This is a genomic window from Chitinimonas taiwanensis DSM 18899 (assembly GCF_900119825.1).
Taxonomy (GTDB): domain Bacteria; phylum Pseudomonadota; class Gammaproteobacteria; order Burkholderiales; family Chitinimonadaceae; genus Chitinimonas; species Chitinimonas taiwanensis.
On record NZ_FPKR01000006.1, the window covers coordinates 162,270 to 179,467 of the forward strand.

Sequence of the window (17,198 nt, forward strand, 5' to 3'; positions counted from 1 at the left end):
GTCTAATTACCCCTTGTTCGAATAGCGACGGCGCACGATCATATTGTCGGTGCGCTTGTTGCTGCGGGTACGGTAACCCTTAGTCGGGGTACCCCACGGGCTAACCGGCACACGACCTTCACCAGTACGACCTTCACCACCACCGTGCGGGTGATCGATCGGGTTCATCGCCGTACCGCGAACGGTCGGGCGAATACCGCGCCAACGCACAGCACCAGCCTTACCGATCTTGCGCAGGTTGTGCTCTTCGTTACCCACTTCGCCAATGGTGGCGCGGCAGTCAACGTGCACACGGCGGATTTCACCGGAGCGCAGACGCAGCTGGGCGTAAGCACCTTCGCGAGCCAGCAGCTGAACCGAAGCACCGGCCGAACGTGCAATTTGCGCGCCCTTGCCCGGTTGCATTTCGATGCAGTGGATGGTGCTACCGACAGGGATATTGCGCAGCGGCAGCGTATTGCCCACCTTGATCGGCGCATCGGCACCACTCACCACCTGCGCGCCAACCTTCAGGCCACGCGGAGCGATGATGTAGCGACGTTCGCCATCGGCGTAGCACAGCAGCGCGATGTGAGCGGTACGGTTCGGGTCGTATTCCAGACGTTCCACGTTCGCAACGATGCCATCCTTGTTGCGACGGAAATCAACCAGACGGTAGTGCTGCTTATGGCCACCACCTTGGTGACGCACAGTAACCACACCGCGGTTGTTACGACCGGCGTTCTTGCTTTGAGCTTCGACCAGCGGAGCGTAAGGCTTGCCTTTGTGCAGCTCGGGGCTGACAACCTTGACAACCGAACGGCGACCGGGGGAAGTCGGTTTAACTTTTACCAGCATCGTCGTTCTCCTTAAGCTGCAGCTTGCAGGTCGATTTCTTGACCTGGCTTGAGGGCAACGTAAGCCTTCTTCCAAGCCTTGCGATAGCCGATCGAGCGGCCGAAACGCTTCTGCTTGGGCTTAACGTTGGTGACTTGGACGGACTCGACCTGCACCTTGAACAGCAGCTCAACCGCAGCCTTGATTTCCGGCTTGGTTGCGTCGCTGGCCACACGGAACACGACTTGTTCGTTCTTGTCAGCCACCATGGTGCTCTTCTCGGAGATCACCGGTGCCAACAGCACCTGGAGCAGACGGTCTTCATTCAGTTTAGTCATGCCAGAATCTCCTCGATTTGCTTGAGGGCCTCGCGAGTGACCAGCACCTTCTTGAAGCGAACCAGGCTGACCGGATCGGCTTGCGACGGCTCGAGTACGAGCACATTCGGCAGATTGCGCGATGCCAGGTAGAGGTTCTCATCCAGATTGTCGGTGACGATCAGGGTGCGCTCATTCAGACCCATGGCAGCCAGCTTGGCGGCAAATGCCTTGGTCTTCGGGCTTTCAGCCACGAAGTCCTCGACCACCACCAGACGCTCTTCACGCACCAGCTGCGACAGAATGGTCGCCACGCCAGCGCGGTACATCTTGCGGTTTACCTTTTGGCTGAAGTTCTCTTCCGGGCTATTCGGGAAGATACGACCACCACCACGCCACAGCGGGCTGGACGCCATACCGGCACGAGCACGGCCCGTACCCTTTTGACGCCAAGGCTTGCGAGTCGACTTGGCAACATCGCTACGGCCCTTCTGAGCACGATTGCCGCTACGGGCATTGGCCAGATAAGCAGTAACAACCTGATGCACCAGATCTTCGTTGTAATCGCGACCGAACAAGGCGTCGGAAGCGGTCACGCTGGCAGCGGCTTGGCCGCTAGCATTAATGACTTTCAGTTCCATCACGCACCTGCCTTCACGCTGGGACGCACGACCACGTCATTGCCCTTGGAGCCAGGAACAGCACCCTTCACGAGCAACAGACCGCGTTCGGCATCAACACGCACTACTTCCAGATTCTGCACGGTACGCTTGACGTTACCGTACTGACCCGCCATGCGCTTACCCGGGAAAACGCGACCCGGATCCTGCGCCATACCGATAGAACCGGGGGCGTTGTGCGACACGGAGTTACCGTGGGAAGCACGCTGGGAGCTGAAGTTGTGACGCTTGATAGCACCGGAAAAACCCTTACCCTGCGAGGTACCGGTCACATCGACCAGCTGACCCACCGAGAAGATTTCTACAGTGATTTGGCTGCCCGGCTGATACTGAGCCAGTTGTTCAGCCGACAGCGCGAATTCGTGCAGACCACGACCGGCTTCGATACCCGCCTTAGCGAAGTGACCGGCCTCAGCCTTGTTAACACGGCTAGCGCGACGCTCGCCAAAAGCCAACTGCACAGCAGTGTAGCCATCGACTTCTTGCGTCTTGATTTGAGAGACGCGATTGGCAGACAGATCCAACACGGTCACCGGAACGGACGCGCCGTCTTCAGTGAACACGCGGGTCATGCCGACCTTGCGCCCGATAAGTCCTAAGCTCATCGTTCTTTCCTTTCAAAGGGCCAGCTACGATTGGCTGGCGATCCTGATAAACCGCACTTTTGCAATCCATACAGGCCGAAAATCGGCCGCACAAAAAGCAATCGCGGGCCCGCCATTACAGCGAGCCCGCGATATTACTGCAAGTTCTTGGTTTAATGCAAGAATTTATTGCAGCTTGATTTCCACATCCACACCAGCCGGCAGGTCCAGCTTCATCAGCGCATCGACAGTCTTGTCAGTCGGATCCACGATGTCCATCAGACGCAGGTGAGTACGGATTTCCAACTGATCACGCGAGGTCTTGTTGACGTGCGGCGAACGCAGCACATCGAAACGCTCGATCTTGGTGGGCAGCGGAACCGGACCCTTGACCACAGCGCCAGTGCGCTTGGCGGTGTCAACGATTTCCTGAGCGGAACGGTCGATCAGCGCGTAGTCATAAGCCTTGAGGCGGATACGAATCTTTTGATTAGCCATGATTTCTTCCAAAGAACAGGGCGAGCCGCAAGGGCCGCCAGATAGATAAAGAGCAGAACAGGCAGACCCGAAGGCCTGCCCGGATCAAGCTATTACTCGATGATCTTCGCCACAACGCCGGCGCCAACGGTACGGCCACCTTCGCGGATCGCGAAGCGCAGACCTTGCTCCATGGCGATCGGGGCGATCAGCGCAACGGTCACTTCCACGTTGTCGCCTGGCATCACCATTTCGGTGCCAGCCGGCAGCTCAACCGCACCGGTCACGTCAGTGGTACGGAAGTAGAACTGCGGACGGTAGCCATTGAAGAACGGGGTGTGACGACCACCTTCGTCCTTGGACAGCACGTACACCGAACCGGTGAACTTGGTGTGCGGCTTGATCGAGCCCGGCTTGGACAGAACCTGACCACGCTGAACGTCTTCACGCTTGGTGCCGCGCAGCAGGGCGCCGATGTTGTCGCCAGCCTGACCTTGGTCCAGCAGCTTGCGGAACATTTCCACGCCGGTACAGGTGGTCTTGACGGTCGGGACGATACCGACGATTTCGATTTCTTCGCCAACCTTGACGATGCCACGCTCAACGCGACCGGTCACCACGGTGCCGCGACCCGAGATCGAGAACACATCTTCCACCGGCATCAGGAAGGCGCCGTCGATGGCACGTTCCGGAGTCGGGATGTAGCTGTCCAGCGCTTCAGCCAGACGGAAGATGGCGGGTTCGCCGATTTCCGATTGGTCGCCTTCCAGGGCCTTCAGTGCCGAACCCTTGATGATGGGCAGGTCGTCACCCGGGAAATCGTACTTGCTCAGCAGTTCACGGACTTCCATTTCAACGAGCTCGAGCAGTTCGGCGTCGTCGACCATGTAAAAAAAAAAGCGGGTCTGCGGCATGGGGCCGTCAGCCGAGGACACCACCAGGATCGCGCCGTCCATCTGGGCAGCACCGGTAATCATGTTCTTCACGTAGTCAGCGTGACCTGGGCAGTCAACGTGAGCGTAGTGACGGTTTTCGGTTTCGTATTCGACGTGTGCGGTATTGATGGTAATACCACGTGCCTTTTCTTCCGGCGCGCTGTCGATTTGGTCGTAACCCTTGGCTTCGCCACCGAACTTCTTCGACAGAATGGTGGTGATCGCTGCAGTCAGCGTGGTCTTGCCGTGGTCAACGTGACCAATCGTGCCAACGTTTACGTGCGGTTTTGTCCGCTCGAACTTTTCCTTAGCCATTTCTCAATCCTTAATCTGAATTAGGGTTACAGATTGCCGGACCCAAGGGCCCGGCAATACCGTTTACTTCTTGTTGATGATCGCTTCAGCGACATTACGCGGGGCTTCCGAGTAATGCTTGAATTCCATCGAGTAGGTAGCACGACCTTGCGACATCGAGCGCAGGGTGGTCGAGTAACCGAACATCTCCGACAGCGGCACTTCGGCCTTGATCATCTTGCCACCCGCCGGGTTGTCGTCCATGCCTTGCAGCATGCCGCGACGCGACGAGATGTCACCCATGATGTCACCCATGTAGTCTTCCGGCGTTTCGATTTCCACAGCCATCATTGGCTCCAGAATCACCGGACCCGCGCGACGCATGGCTTCCTTAAAGGCCAGCGAGCCAGCCAGTTCGAAAGCGATCTGCGACGAGTCGACGTCATGGTAAGAACCGAAGGTCAGGCGAACCTTGACATCCACCACCGGGAAGCCAGCCAGAACGCCCGACTTCAGGGTGTTCTGAATACCCTTGTCCACCGACGGGATGAATTCGCGCGGAATGGTACCGCCCTTGATTTCATCGATGAACTGGTAGCCCTTGCCTTCGCCCGAAGGCTCGACCGTGATCACGCAATGGCCGTACTGACCCTTACCACCCGACTGCTTGGCGTGCTTACCTTCCACGTCCGTAGCGATCTTGGTGATGGTTTCGCGGTAAGCCACTTGCGGGGCACCCACGTTCGCTTCCACGCCGAATTCGCGCTTCATGCGATCAACCAGAATTTCCAGGTGCAGCTCACCCATGCCGGACATGATGGTCTGGCCGGTTTCTTCGTCGGTACGCACGCGGAACGACGGGTCTTCCTTGGCCAGGCGATTCAGGGCAACGCCCATCTTCTCCTGGTCAGCCTTGGTCTTCGGCTCAACCGCCACCGAGATCACCGGCTCCGGGAATACCATGCGCTCAAGAATGACCGGATGGTCAGGCGAGCACAGGGTTTCACCCGTGGTCACATCCTTCAGGCCGATACCGGCGGCGATGTCACCAGCGCGCACTTCGTCGATTTCCTGACGATCGTTAGCGTGCATTTGCACGATACGACCCATGCGCTCCTTCTTGCCCTTCACGGCGTTCATCACGGTGTCGCCAGAATTCACGACGCCAGAGTAAACACGGAAGAAGGTGAGCTGACCGACATAGGGGTCGTTCATCAGCTTGAAGGCCAGCGCGGAGAACGGTGCCGTGTCGGAAGCTTCGCGGGTAACCGGCTGCTCCTTATCATCCACACCATTGACCGGCGGAATATCAACCGGCGACGGCAGGAAATCGATCACCGCGTCGAGCATGCGCTGCACGCCCTTGTTCTTGAACGCGGTACCGCACAACATCGGCTGGATTTCGCAAGCAATGGTGCGCTGACGCAGCGCCTGAACGATTTCGGCCTCGGAGAGGTCGCCTTCTTCCAGGTACTTGTTCATCAGCTCTTCGGATGCCTCAGCAGCCGATTCCACCATCTTTTCGCGCCACTCGGTAGCCACCGCCACCAGCTCAGCGGGAATATCGCGGTACTCAAACTTCATACCCTGCGAAGCTTCATCCCAGAAGATGGCCTGCATCTTCAGGAGGTCGACCACGCCGGCGAAGTTGTCTTCAGCACCGATAGGAATCACCACCGGCACCGGGTTGGCCTTCAGGCGGGTGCGCAACTGCTCAACCACGCGGAAGAAGTTGGCACCAGTACGGTCCATCTTGTTCACGAAGGCCAGGCGTGGCACCTTGTACTTATTAGCCTGACGCCACACAGTTTCCGACTGAGGCTGAACACCGCCCACAGCGCAGTAAACCATGCAAGCACCGTCGAGCACGCGCATCGAACGCTCAACTTCAATCGTGAAGTCAACGTGACCCGGGGTGTCGATGATGTTGAAGCGATGCTGGTCGTACTGGTTGGCCATACCCTTCCAGAACGTGGTGGTCGCAGCGGAGGTAATCGTGATACCACGCTCCTGCTCCTGCTCCATCCAGTCCATGGTGGCGGCGCCATCGTGCACTTCACCGATCTTGTGGTTCACACCGGTGTAGAAAAGGATGCGCTCAGTCGTCGTGGTTTTACCCGCGTCGATGTGCGCGCTGATACCGATGTTCCGGTAGCGTTCAATGGGTGTAATGCGAGCCACAGCCAATACCTTTGCTTAAAAGGGTGAATTAGAAGCGATAGTGAGCGAAGGCCTTGTTGGCTTCAGCCATACGGTGCACTTCGTCACGCTTCTTCATCGCGCCGCCACGGCCTTCGGCCGCATCGAGCAGTTCGCCAGCCAGACGCTGACCCATGGACTTCTCACCGCGCTTGCGAGCGGCTTCGCGCAACCAGCGCATGGCCAGTGCCATACGACGGGTTTGGCGCACTTCGACCGGCACCTGGTAGTTGGCACCACCGACGCGACGGCTCTTCACTTCGACGACCGGCTTAACATTACCGAGGGCTTGGGAGAACACCTCGAGGGGGGCCTTGCCGGACTTCTTCTCAATGATTTCCAGGGCGCCGTACACGATGCGCTCGGCAACCGACTTCTTACCGTCTTGCATGACGACGTTCATGAACTTGGACAGTTCTTCGCTACCGAACTTAGGATCCGGCAATACTTCACGTTTTGGTACTTCTCTACGACGCGGCATTATTCAACCTCAGTAGTTTTCAGTTGAGCGCTTTCGGCGCTCGCGACCACTCAGGGGAGTGATCACTTACTCGACGAGACCCTTGGGGCTACTCGCCGTCGTCGCGAATGTCTTGATCGAACAAGACCGGGCTCGCGACTCAACCCAGGCAAATTAAGCCTTCGGACGCTTGGCGCCGTACTTGGAACGAGCCTGCTTACGGTCCTTGACACCAGCGGTATCCAGGGAGCCGCGCACAGTGTGGTAACGCACACCTGGCAAGTCCTTCACACGACCACCGCGGATCAGCACGACCGAGTGTTCTTGCAGGTTGTGGCCTTCACCGCCGATGTACGAAATCACTTCGAAACCGTTGGTCAGACGCACCTTGGCCACTTTACGCAGAGCCGAGTTCGGCTTCTTCGGAGTGGTGGTATAAACGCGCGTGCAAACACCGCGCTTTTGCGGGCAAGCTTCGAGCGCAGGCACCTTGCTCTTGGCCGTTTCCGCCACACGTCCTTTACGGACGAGCTGGTTGATGGTTGGCATTATCTTTTTCCCAAAAGTAAAAAATGGCGCACTTCATGCCTAGGCATGAAGACGCACCCCCACTAAAAGAGCGCGGATTATAGGTAAATCAAGCGCTTAATGTCAACAAACCCTCCGGGCGACCAACGTGTTGCCACTTTGGTCGCCCGGAGGGTTGCTGATTCACCCAAACCCGATACGCCGGGCCGGATGGATTTCTGCTTAGGCTTCTTCCTGCGCGCTTTCGCTGGTTTCTGCTACCGCATCGATAGACTCGATATTCGGCAGCGTCTCGCCATTGCGTTGGCGGCGGCGGTTGTTGTGGTAAGCCAGACCGGTACCAGCCGGAATCAGGCGACCCACGATCACGTTTTCCTTCAGGCCACGCAGCTCATCGCGCTTGCCCATGATGGCAGCCTCGGTCAGCACGCGGGTGGTTTCCTGGAAGGAAGCCGCCGAGATGAAGGAGTCGGTCGACAGCGAAGCCTTGGTGATACCAAGCAGGATGTTGTCAAACTGGGCCGGCTGCTTGTTCTCAGCCAGCAGGCGATCGTTCGCTTCCAACACTTCGGCACGCTCAACCTGCTCACCCAGGATGAAGTCGGAATCACCGGCATCCGAGATCACCACGCGGCGCAGCATCTGACGCACGATCACTTCGATGTGCTTGTCGTTAATCTTCACCCCCTGCAGTCGGTACACTTCCTGCACTTCTTCGGTGATGTAGCGAGCCAGCGTTTCGATGCCCTGCAGACGCAGGATATCGTGCGGATCAGCCGGGCCGTCCACGATGGTTTCGCCGCGGTTCACTACCTGACCGTCGTGGACCAGCACATGCTTGTCCTTCGGGATCAGGTATTCGTGCGGGGTGCCGTCCAGGTCGGTGATGATCAGGCGCTGCTTGCCCTTGGTGTCCTTACCGAAGGAAGCGGTACCCGTGACTTCGGCCAGCATGCCGGCATCCTTGGGCGAACGGGCTTCGAACAGCTCGGCCACACGGGGCAGACCACCGGTAATGTCGCGGGTCTTGACCGATTCCTGCGGAATACGCGCCAGCACTTCACCCACACCCACCTGTTGGCCATCCTTCACGGTGATAATGGCGCCGACCTGGAAGGTGATGTTCACGGCGGCATCGGAGCCAGCCAGTTTCACTTCCACGCCGTTTTCGTCCAGCAGCTTGATCTGCGGCTTGACGCTCTTGCTCGCACCGGCCTTGCTCTTCGGATTGATGGCAACCAGGGTCGACAGACCGGTCACTTCGTCAATCTGCTTGGCCACGGTCACGCCGTCTTCGATGTTCTCGAAGCGCACCTGACCGGCGTACTCGGTGATGATCGGACGGGTATGCGGATCCCAGGTCGCCAACACGGCACCAGCCTTGATGGCTTCACCGTCGGTGACCTTCAGGGTCGCGCCATACGGCACCTTGTGACGCTCACGCTCGCGGCCGGCATCGTCGAATACGACGACTTCACCCGAACGGGTAATCACGATCTGCTCGCCCTTGGTGTTGGTCACGTAGCGCATGGTGCCAGCGAAACCAACCTTACCATTGGACTTGGTTTCCACCTGGCTGGCCGACGCGGCACGCGAAGCGGCACCACCGATGTGGAAGGTACGCATGGTCAGCTGGGTGCCCGGCTCACCGATCGACTGAGCGGCAATCACACCGACTGCTTCGCCAACGTTCACACGCTGACCACGGCCAAGGTCGCGGCCATAGCACTGGCCGCACAGGCCGTAACGGGTCTCACAGGTCAGCGGGGTGCGCACCTTGACCTCATCGATGCTCAGCGCTTCGATCTGGTCAACGATATCTTCGGTCAGCAGGGTACCGGCTTCGAACACGGTCTCCTGGGTAGCCGGGTCGATCACGTCCACAGCCGCCACACGACCAAGGATACGGTCGCGCAGCGCTTCGATCACGTCACCGCCTTGCAGCACGGCCTTCATGTTCACGCCGTTCTTGGTGCCGCAATCGTGCTCGGTCACTACCAGATCCTGGGTCACGTCAACCAGACGACGGGTCAGGTAACCGGAGTTGGCGGTCTTCAGCGCGGTATCGGCCAGACCCTTACGGGCGCCGTGCGTCGAGATGAAGTACTGCAGAACGGTCAGACCTTCGCGGAAGTTGGTGGTAATCGGCGTCTCGATAATCGAGCCGTCCGGCTTGGCCATCAGGCCCCGCATACCAGCCAGCTGGCGAATCTGGGCTACCGAGCCCCGGGCGCCCGAGTCGGCCATCATATAGATGGAGTTGAACGACTCCTGGTCGACCGTATTGCCTTCGCGGTCCACGGTCTTTTCCTTACCCAGGTGCGCCATCATGGTCTTGGCTACCTGGTCACCGCAGCGACCCCAGATATCCACGACCTTGTTGTAGCGCTCGCCCTGGGTCACCAGACCCGAGGTGTACTGGGCTTCGATTTCCTTCACTTCGCGCTCGGCCTCGGCCAGCAGCGTGACCTTCTCGGCCGGCACCAGCATGTCGTCCACGCAGATGGACAGACCGCCACGGGTCGAGTAGGTGAAACCGGTGTACATCAGCTTGTCGGCCAGGATCACGGTCTCGCGCAGACCGACGCGACGGAAGGACGCGTTGATCAGCTTGGAGATTTCCTTCTTCTTGAGCGCCTTATTGACGTTCTCGAACGGCAGACCCTTGGGCAGGATTTCCGACAGGATGGCGCGACCGACGGTGGTCTCACGACGCACCATCTTGTACTGCCACTCACCGGCTTCGTCCTGGTACCAATCCTTCAGGCGCACGCTGACCTTGGCATTCAGCTCGGCTTCGCGCGTTTCATAGGCGCGGATCAGCTCTTCCAGGTCTGCAAAGCGCAGGCCTTCGCCCTTGCCATTGATGCGCTCGCGGGTCATGTAATATAGACCCAGCACGATATCCTGCGACGGCACGATGATCGGCTCGCCGTGCGCGGGCGACAGCACGTTGTTGGAGGCCAGCATCAGCGTGCGGGCTTCCATCTGCGCTTCCAGCGACAGCGGCACGTGAACGGCCATCTGGTCACCGTCAAAGTCGGCGTTGAAGGCGGTACAGACCAGCGGATGCAGCTGGATGGCCTTACCTTCGATCAGCACCGGCTCGAAAGCCTGGATACCGAGACGGTGCAGCGTCGGTGCGCGGTTCAGCAGCACCGGATGTTCGCGGATCACGTCTTCGAGGATGTCCCAGACTTCCGGCACTTCCTGCTCGACCAGCTTCTTGGCGGCCTTGATGGTGGTGGCCAGGCCCAGCACTTCCAGCTTGTGGAAGATGAAAGGCTTGAACAGCTCGAGCGCCATCTTCTTGGGCAGGCCGCACTGATGCAGCTTCAGGGTCGGGCCCACCACGATGACCGAACGGCCCGAGTAGTCGACGCGCTTACCCAGCAGGTTCTGACGGAAACGACCGCCCTTACCCTTGATCATGTCAGCCAGCGACTTGAGCGGACGCTTGTTGGCGCCGGTCATGGCCTTGCCGCGACGACCGTTGTCGAGCAGCGAGTCGACGGCTTCCTGCAGCATGCGCTTTTCGTTGCGCACGATGATTTCAGGGGCCTTCAGCTCCAGCAGGCGTTTCAGACGGTTGTTACGGTTGATGACGCGACGATACAGATCGTTCAGATCGGAGGTGGCGAAGCGACCGCCATCCAGCGGCACCAGCGGACGCAGCTCAGGCGGCAGCACCGGCAGCACGTCCATGATCATCCACTCGGGCTTGATGCCCGACTTGTGGAAGGCTTCCAGCACCTTCAGGCGCTTGGCGATCTTCTTGATCTTGGCTTCCGAACCGGTCGACTGCAGCTCATGACGCAGGGTATCCATTTCGGCATGGATATCCAGCGTACGCAGCAATTCGCGCACGGCTTCGGCGCCCATCAGGGCCACGAACTCGTCACCGTATTCTTCGACCTTGGCCAGGTAGTCGTCTTCCGACAGCAGCTGACCACGGTTGAGCGGGGTCATGCCCGGCTCGATCACGATGAAGCCCTCGAAGTACAGCACGCGTTCGATATCGCGCAGCGTGATATCGAGCACCATGCCCAGACGCGACGGCAGCGACTTCAGGAACCAGATGTGTGCAACCGGCGAAGCCAGTTCGATATGGCCCATGCGCTCGCGACGCACCTTGCTCAGCGTGACTTCGACGCCGCACTTTTCGCAGATCACACCGCGGTGCTTGAGGCGCTTGTACTTGCCACACAGGCATTCGTAATCTTTGACCGGCCCGAAGATGCGGGCACAGAACAGACCATCACGCTCCGGCTTGAAGGTGCGGTAGTTGATGGTTTCCGGCTTCTTGACTTCACCGTACGACCAGGAACGGATCTTGTCAGGCGACGCCAGGCCGATGCGGATGGCATCGAACTCTTCTTCCTGCGTTACCTGCTTGAACAAGTCGAGCAAAGCTTTCATGTCTTTTTACCTCGTATGACCCGTGAGGCCCTGCAAGCCTGGGCGGGATCGCCCTTGGCTCTTGGGGCGCCTGGCGGGACGCGGCCTCACTGCCTCGTCCCGCGCGCCCATGTTGTTGCGACGGCTTAGAAGCGGTCCAGATCGATATCGATACCGAGCGAACGGATTTCCTTCACCAGCACATTGAAGGATTCCGGCATGCCGGCGTCGATCTTGTGATCGCCCTTGACGATGTTCTCGTACACCTTGGTACGACCATTCACATCGTCCGACTTCACAGTCAGCATTTCCTGCAGCGTGTACGACGCGCCGTAAGCTTCCAGCGCCCACACTTCCATCTCACCGAAGCGCTGACCACCGAACTGCGCCTTACCACCCAGCGGCTGCTGGGTAACCAGCGAGTACGGGCCGGTCGAACGGGCGTGCATCTTGTCGTCCACCAGGTGGTGCAGCTTGAGCACGTGCATGTAACCGACGGTCACACGACGCTCGAAGGCCTCACCGGTGCGGCCGTCATACAGACGCAGCTGGGTGCGGGTGTCGTTGAAGCCCAGACGCTGGGTATGCTCGGACTCGGCCGGGTAGGCGAGTTCCAGCATGGCCATCAGGTCGGCTTCCTTGGCACCGTCGAACACCGGCGTAGCGAACGGCACGCCGTCGCGCAGGTTGTCAGCCAGCTCCAGAATCTCAGCGTCGCTCATCGACTTCAGATCTTCCGGCTTGCCACGGGTGTTGTAGACCTGCTCAAGGAACTTGCGCACTTCACCCGCGCGCTTGGCTTCCTTGACGCTTTCGTCCTGCAACATGCGGTCGATGCGCTGGCCCAGACCCTTGGCAGCCCAACCGAGGTGGACTTCCAGAATCTGACCCACGTTCATCCGCGACGGCACGCCGAGCGGGTTCAGCACGATGTCCATCGGCGTACCGTCGGCCATATGCGGCATGTCTTCGATCGGCAGGATCTTGGACACCACACCCTTGTTACCGTGACGGCCGGCCATCTTGTCACCTGGCTGCAGACGACGCTTCACGGCCACATAGACCTTGACCATCTTCTGCACGCCTGGCGGCAGTTCATCGCCTTGGGTCAGCTTGCGCTTCTTGTCTTCGAAGCGCAGATCGAACTCGGCGCGCTTCTGGACCAGGTTGTCCTTCATCAGCTCGAGCTGCTTGGCCACTTCCTCGTCGGCCAGGCGGATGTCGAACCAGTCGTGACGGTTCAGATCAGCCAGGTATTCCTTGGACAGCTCGGTGCCCTTGGCGATTTTCTTCGGACCGCCATTGACCTTCTTGCCAACCAGCAGACGCTCGAGACGCTCGAAGGCATCGTTCTCCAGAATACGCATCTGGTCGTTCAGGTCGAGGCGGTAGCGCTTCAGTTCTTCATCAATGATGGACTGGGCGCGACGGTCGCGTTCAATGCCTTCGCGGGTGAACACCTGCACGTCGATCACGGTACCGCTCATGCCCGACGGCACGCGCAGCGAAGTGTCCTTCACGTCGGACGCCTTCTCACCGAAGATCGCACGCAGCAGCTTCTCTTCCGGCGTCAGCTGGGTTTCGCCCTTCGGCGTCACCTTACCGACCAGCACATCACCGGCTTCCACTTCGGCGCCGATGTACACGATGCCGGCTTCATCCAAACGGCCCAGCATGCGCTCGGACAGATTGGAGATATCGCGGGTGATTTCTTCCGGTCCGAGCTTGGTGTCACGGGCCACAACCGACAGCTCCTCGATATGGATCGAGGTGTAACGGTCCTGGGCAACCACGCGCTCCGAGATCAGGATCGAGTCTTCGTAGTTGAAGCCGTTCCACGGCATGAAGGCGACCAGCAGGTTCTGACCGAGGGCCAGTTCGCCCAAGTCGGTCGACGCGCCGTCAGCGATCACGTCATGCGCAGCAATCACATCGCCCACGCGCACGATCGGGCGCTGGTTGATGTTGGTGTTCTGGTTGGAACGCGTGTACTTGGTCAGGTTGTAGATATCCACACCGACTTCGCCTGCACGGGTTTCATCGTCATTGACGCGAATCACCACGCGGTTGGCATCGACGTAGTCAACACGACCACCACGCAATGCCTTCACGGCGGTGCCCGAGTCGACCGCACAGGTGCGCTCGATACCGGTACCGACCAGCGGCTTCTGCGCACGCACGCAAGGCACGGCCTGGCGTTGCATGTTGGCACCCATCAAGGCACGGTTCGCATCATCGTGCTCAAGGAAGGGAATCAGCGAAGCAGCAACCGACACGATCTGGCTCGGCGCCACGTCCATGTACTGGACGCGCTCTGGGCGGGCCACGATGGTTTCGCCGTGTTCACGGCAGGTGACCAGTTCATCGATCAGCGTGCCGTTGTCGTCCAGCTTGGCGTTAGCCTGGGCCACCACGTACTTGCCTTCCTCAATGGCCGACAGGTATTCGATCTCGTCGGTAACCTTGCTATCCACCACCTTACGGTACGGGGTTTCCAGGAAACCGTACTCATTGGTGCGCGCATAGATCGCCAGCGAGTTGATCAGACCGATGTTCGGGCCTTCCGGCGTTTCGATCGGGCAGACGCGGCCATAGTGAGTCGGGTGCACGTCACGGACTTCAAAGCCGGCACGCTCGCGCGTCAGACCGCCCGGGCCAAGGGCCGATACACGGCGCTTGTGAGTGATTTCCGACAGCGGGTTGGTCTGGTCCATGAACTGGGACAGCTGCGAGGAACCGAAGAATTCCTTGATCGCGGCCGACACCGGCTTGGCATTGATCAGGTCGTGCGGCATCAGGTTTTCGCTCTCGGCTTGCGAGAGACGTTCCTTGACGGCGCGCTCAACACGCACCAGACCGGCGCGGAACTGGTTCTCAGCCAGCTCACCAACCGAGCGCACGCGACGGTTACCCAGGTGATCGATGTCATCGACTTCGCCACGACCATTGCGCAGTTCCACCAGGATGCCGATCACGGCCATGATGTCGTCGACGCTCAGTACCGGCGAGCCGGTGGTGCCTTGCTTGCCCACGCGCTCGTAGAAGCGCTTGTGCCAAGCCGGCGCCTTGTCGTCCAGGCGATCCGGATAGGCGCGACGGTTGAACTTCATGCGGCCCACGGCCGACAGGTCGTAACGCTCAGGCGCAAAGAACAGGCCTTGGAACAGCGCCTCAACCGAATCTTCGGTGGGCGGCTCACCAGGGCGCATCATGCGGTAGATGGCAACGCGCGCGGCCTGACGGTCCGGCGTTTCGTCCAGACGCAGGGTGTTCGAGATGTAAGCGCCCTGATCAAGGTCATTGATGTAGAGCAGCTTGATTTCCTTGACGCCCGCACCTTCGAACTTGATCAGCAGATCTTCGGTGATTTCGTCATTGGCCTTGGCCACGATCTCACCGGTGCTCGGATTGATGACATTGGCGCCCAGCACGCGGCCGACCAAGAGATCGACCGGCACTTCCAGTTCCTTGACGCCCGCGTTCTGCAGGTCACGGATGTGCTTGGCAGTAATGCGCTTGTCCTTCTGGACCAGCACCGCGCCATCGGCACCGACGATGTCGAACTTGGCCACTTCACCACGCAGGCGTTCGGCAACCAGCTCCATGAACACACCCTGCTTGGTCAAGCGGGCGGTGTCGATCTCGTAGGACTCGGCAAGGATCTGCTCGTTGTTGTAACCGAGCGCACGCATCAGGATGGTGACCGGCATCTTGCGGCGACGGTCGATACGGAAGTACAGCAGGTCCTTCGGATCGAACTCGAAGTCCAGCCAGGAGCCGCGGTAAGGAATGATGCGGGCCGAGAACAGCAGCTTGCCCGAGGAGTGAGTCTTGCCCTTGTCGTGCTCGAAGAACACGCCCGGGCTGCGGTGCAGCTGGGACACGATCACGCGCTCGGTGCCGTTGATCACGAAGGAGCCGTTTTCCGTCATGAGCGGAATTTCGCCCATATAGACTTCTTGCTCCTTGGCTTCCTTAACCACCGGCTTGGACGATTCACGATCGAAGATGGTCAGACGTACGCGTGCGCGCAGCGGGGCGGCAAAGGTGATGCCACGCTGCTGACACTCCACCACATCGAAGGGTGGCTCGCCCAGCTGATAGCTGACGAAATCGAGCTTTGCATAGCCGTTATGGCTCGTGATCGGGAAGATCGACGAGAAGGCGGCCTGCAGACCAGTCGTGGTGCGCTGCTCTACTGACACGCCCAGCTGGAGGAACTCCGTGTAAGAGTCGATTTGAGTGGCGAGCAGATAGGGAACGTCCAGGACGTTCGCCCGCTTCGCAAAGCTTTTACGAATGCGTTTCTTCTCAGTGAACGAGTAACTCATAGAGTCTCCGATCGAGGTGGGGCGCTAAAACCAAACCGCAAGGCCCGTGTGAGCAGGCTTTCCGGTTTGGCTGCGCGGATGGCTGACGATTTGCTACAAGCGCAAGAAGGCTGACGACAGAGTCGTCAGCCTATCTTGCAATCACCCGAGGGTGATTACTTCATCTCAGCGGTAGCACCGGCTTCGATGAGCTTCTTCACCATGGCTTCAGCATCAGCCTTGGCAGCGCCTTCCTTAACAGCCTTCGGTGCGCCATCAACCAGATCCTTGGCTTCCTTCAGGCCCAGGCCGGTCAGTTCGCGCACGACCTTGATCACGCCAACCTTGTTGGCGCCAGCGCCGGTCAGGATAACGTCGAATTCGGTCTTCTCTTCAGCAGCGGCAGCGCCGGCGCCAGCAGCCGGGCCAGCAACGGCCATGGCAGCAGCGGAAACGCCAAACTTCTCTTCGAACGCCTTCACCAGGTCGTTCAGTTCCATCACGGTGAGGCTACCTACGGCTTCGAGGATGTCTTCTTTGGTCAGAGCCATGTTTACTACTCCTGATTAATACAGTCTGTCTATTTGAAAAGGCTGTCTGTGCGAAACAGACTTAAGCGGCTTCCGGGGCAGCTTCCACTGCTGCGGCTTCGGCCGGGGCGCCTTCGGACTTCTTGGCGGCCAGCGCGGCGAGGCCACGGGCAAATGCGGAAACAGGGGCTTGCATAACACCCAGCAGCATGGCGAGCAGCACATCGCGGCTCGGGATCGACGCCAGCTGGCCCACTTCGGCGGCGCTGAGCACCTTGCCTTCGTAAGAACCAGCCTTGATGACGATCTTGTCATTCAGCTTGGCGAAATCAGCCAGCACTTTGGCAGCAGCCACTGGGTCGGCGGAAATGCCGTACACCAGCGGGCCAACCATGTGCTCGCCCAGACCGGCAAACGAAGTGTCCTGTACAGCGCGGCGAGCCAACGTGTTCTTCAGAACACGCAGGTACACACCCTGCTTACGTGCTTCGGCACGCAGCTTGGTCATGGCGCTGACCTGGATACCGCGATATTCGGCTACCACGATGGTCTGAGCCTTGGCAACTTCTGCCGAGATCTCAGCCACTACAGCCTTCTTATCGTCGAGATTGAGACTCAAGGTCTACCCTCCTAGAAAATCCACTCCAAGGGAGCGGGGCCTAAAAGAAAT

General features: G+C 59.3%; 13 protein-coding genes. All 13 read right to left on the reverse strand.

Features of this window, described 5'->3' with window-relative positions; translation table 11 throughout:
* Window positions 1–6: 6 nt before the first annotated feature.
* On the reverse strand, window positions 7–837 hold the full coding sequence (rplB, locus tag BT173_RS09085) for a 50S ribosomal protein L2 (protein ID WP_072428328.1): 831 nt from the start codon (window positions 835–837) through the stop codon (window positions 7–9).
* An 11-nt stretch (window positions 838–848) separates the two neighbouring features.
* Window positions 849–1,145 (reverse strand): 50S ribosomal protein L23, encoded by a 297-nt coding sequence (gene rplW / locus BT173_RS09090; protein ID WP_373279665.1) that lies wholly within the window; start codon window positions 1,143–1,145, stop codon window positions 849–851.
* Between the two features lie 5 nt (window positions 1,146–1,150).
* Complete coding sequence (gene rplD / locus BT173_RS09095) at window positions 1,151–1,774, reverse strand: 50S ribosomal protein L4 (protein WP_072428330.1); 624 nt, start codon at window positions 1,772–1,774, stop codon at window positions 1,151–1,153.
* Window positions 1,774–2,418, reverse strand: a complete 645-nt coding sequence (gene rplC / locus BT173_RS09100; protein ID WP_072428331.1) for a 50S ribosomal protein L3 — start codon at window positions 2,416–2,418, stop codon at window positions 1,774–1,776. Before rplC ends, rplD begins: the two co-directional genes overlap by 1 nt.
* A gap of 165 nt (window positions 2,419–2,583) precedes the next feature.
* Window positions 2,584–2,895 (reverse strand): 30S ribosomal protein S10, encoded by a 312-nt coding sequence (rpsJ, locus tag BT173_RS09105; RefSeq protein ID WP_072428332.1) that lies wholly within the window; start codon window positions 2,893–2,895, stop codon window positions 2,584–2,586.
* A gap of 92 nt (window positions 2,896–2,987) precedes the next feature.
* A complete protein-coding gene (gene tuf / locus BT173_RS09110; protein WP_072428333.1) occupies window positions 2,988–4,124 on the reverse strand; it encodes an elongation factor Tu in 1,137 nt (378 codons plus the stop codon).
* 63 nt (window positions 4,125–4,187) lie between these two features.
* Window positions 4,188–6,284, reverse strand: a complete 2,097-nt coding sequence (gene fusA, locus BT173_RS09115; protein WP_072428427.1) for an elongation factor G — start codon at window positions 6,282–6,284, stop codon at window positions 4,188–4,190.
* A gap of 28 nt (window positions 6,285–6,312) precedes the next feature.
* Window positions 6,313–6,783 carry a 30S ribosomal protein S7 gene (gene rpsG / locus BT173_RS09120; protein ID WP_072428334.1) on the reverse strand — a complete coding sequence of 157 codons (471 nt, stop codon included), beginning with the start codon at window positions 6,781–6,783 and terminating at the stop codon, window positions 6,313–6,315.
* Between the two features lie 153 nt (window positions 6,784–6,936).
* Window positions 6,937–7,311 carry a 30S ribosomal protein S12 gene (gene rpsL / locus BT173_RS09125; protein ID WP_072428335.1) on the reverse strand — a complete coding sequence of 125 codons (375 nt, stop codon included), beginning with the start codon at window positions 7,309–7,311 and terminating at the stop codon, window positions 6,937–6,939.
* A gap of 201 nt (window positions 7,312–7,512) precedes the next feature.
* Window positions 7,513–11,709, reverse strand: a complete 4,197-nt coding sequence (gene rpoC, locus BT173_RS09130; protein WP_072428336.1) for a DNA-directed RNA polymerase subunit beta' — start codon at window positions 11,707–11,709, stop codon at window positions 7,513–7,515.
* A gap of 125 nt (window positions 11,710–11,834) precedes the next feature.
* Window positions 11,835–16,019, reverse strand: coding sequence for a DNA-directed RNA polymerase subunit beta (gene rpoB / locus BT173_RS09135; protein WP_072428337.1), 4,185 nt, complete (start codon window positions 16,017–16,019; stop codon window positions 11,835–11,837).
* 155 nt (window positions 16,020–16,174) lie between these two features.
* Window positions 16,175–16,549: a 50S ribosomal protein L7/L12 gene (gene rplL, locus BT173_RS09140; protein WP_072428338.1), complete on the reverse strand. Its 375-nt coding sequence runs from the start codon at window positions 16,547–16,549 to the stop codon at window positions 16,175–16,177.
* 61 nt (window positions 16,550–16,610) lie between these two features.
* Complete coding sequence (gene rplJ, locus BT173_RS09145; protein WP_072428339.1) at window positions 16,611–17,147, reverse strand: 50S ribosomal protein L10; 537 nt, start codon at window positions 17,145–17,147, stop codon at window positions 16,611–16,613.
* Window positions 17,148–17,198 lie beyond the last annotated feature (51 nt).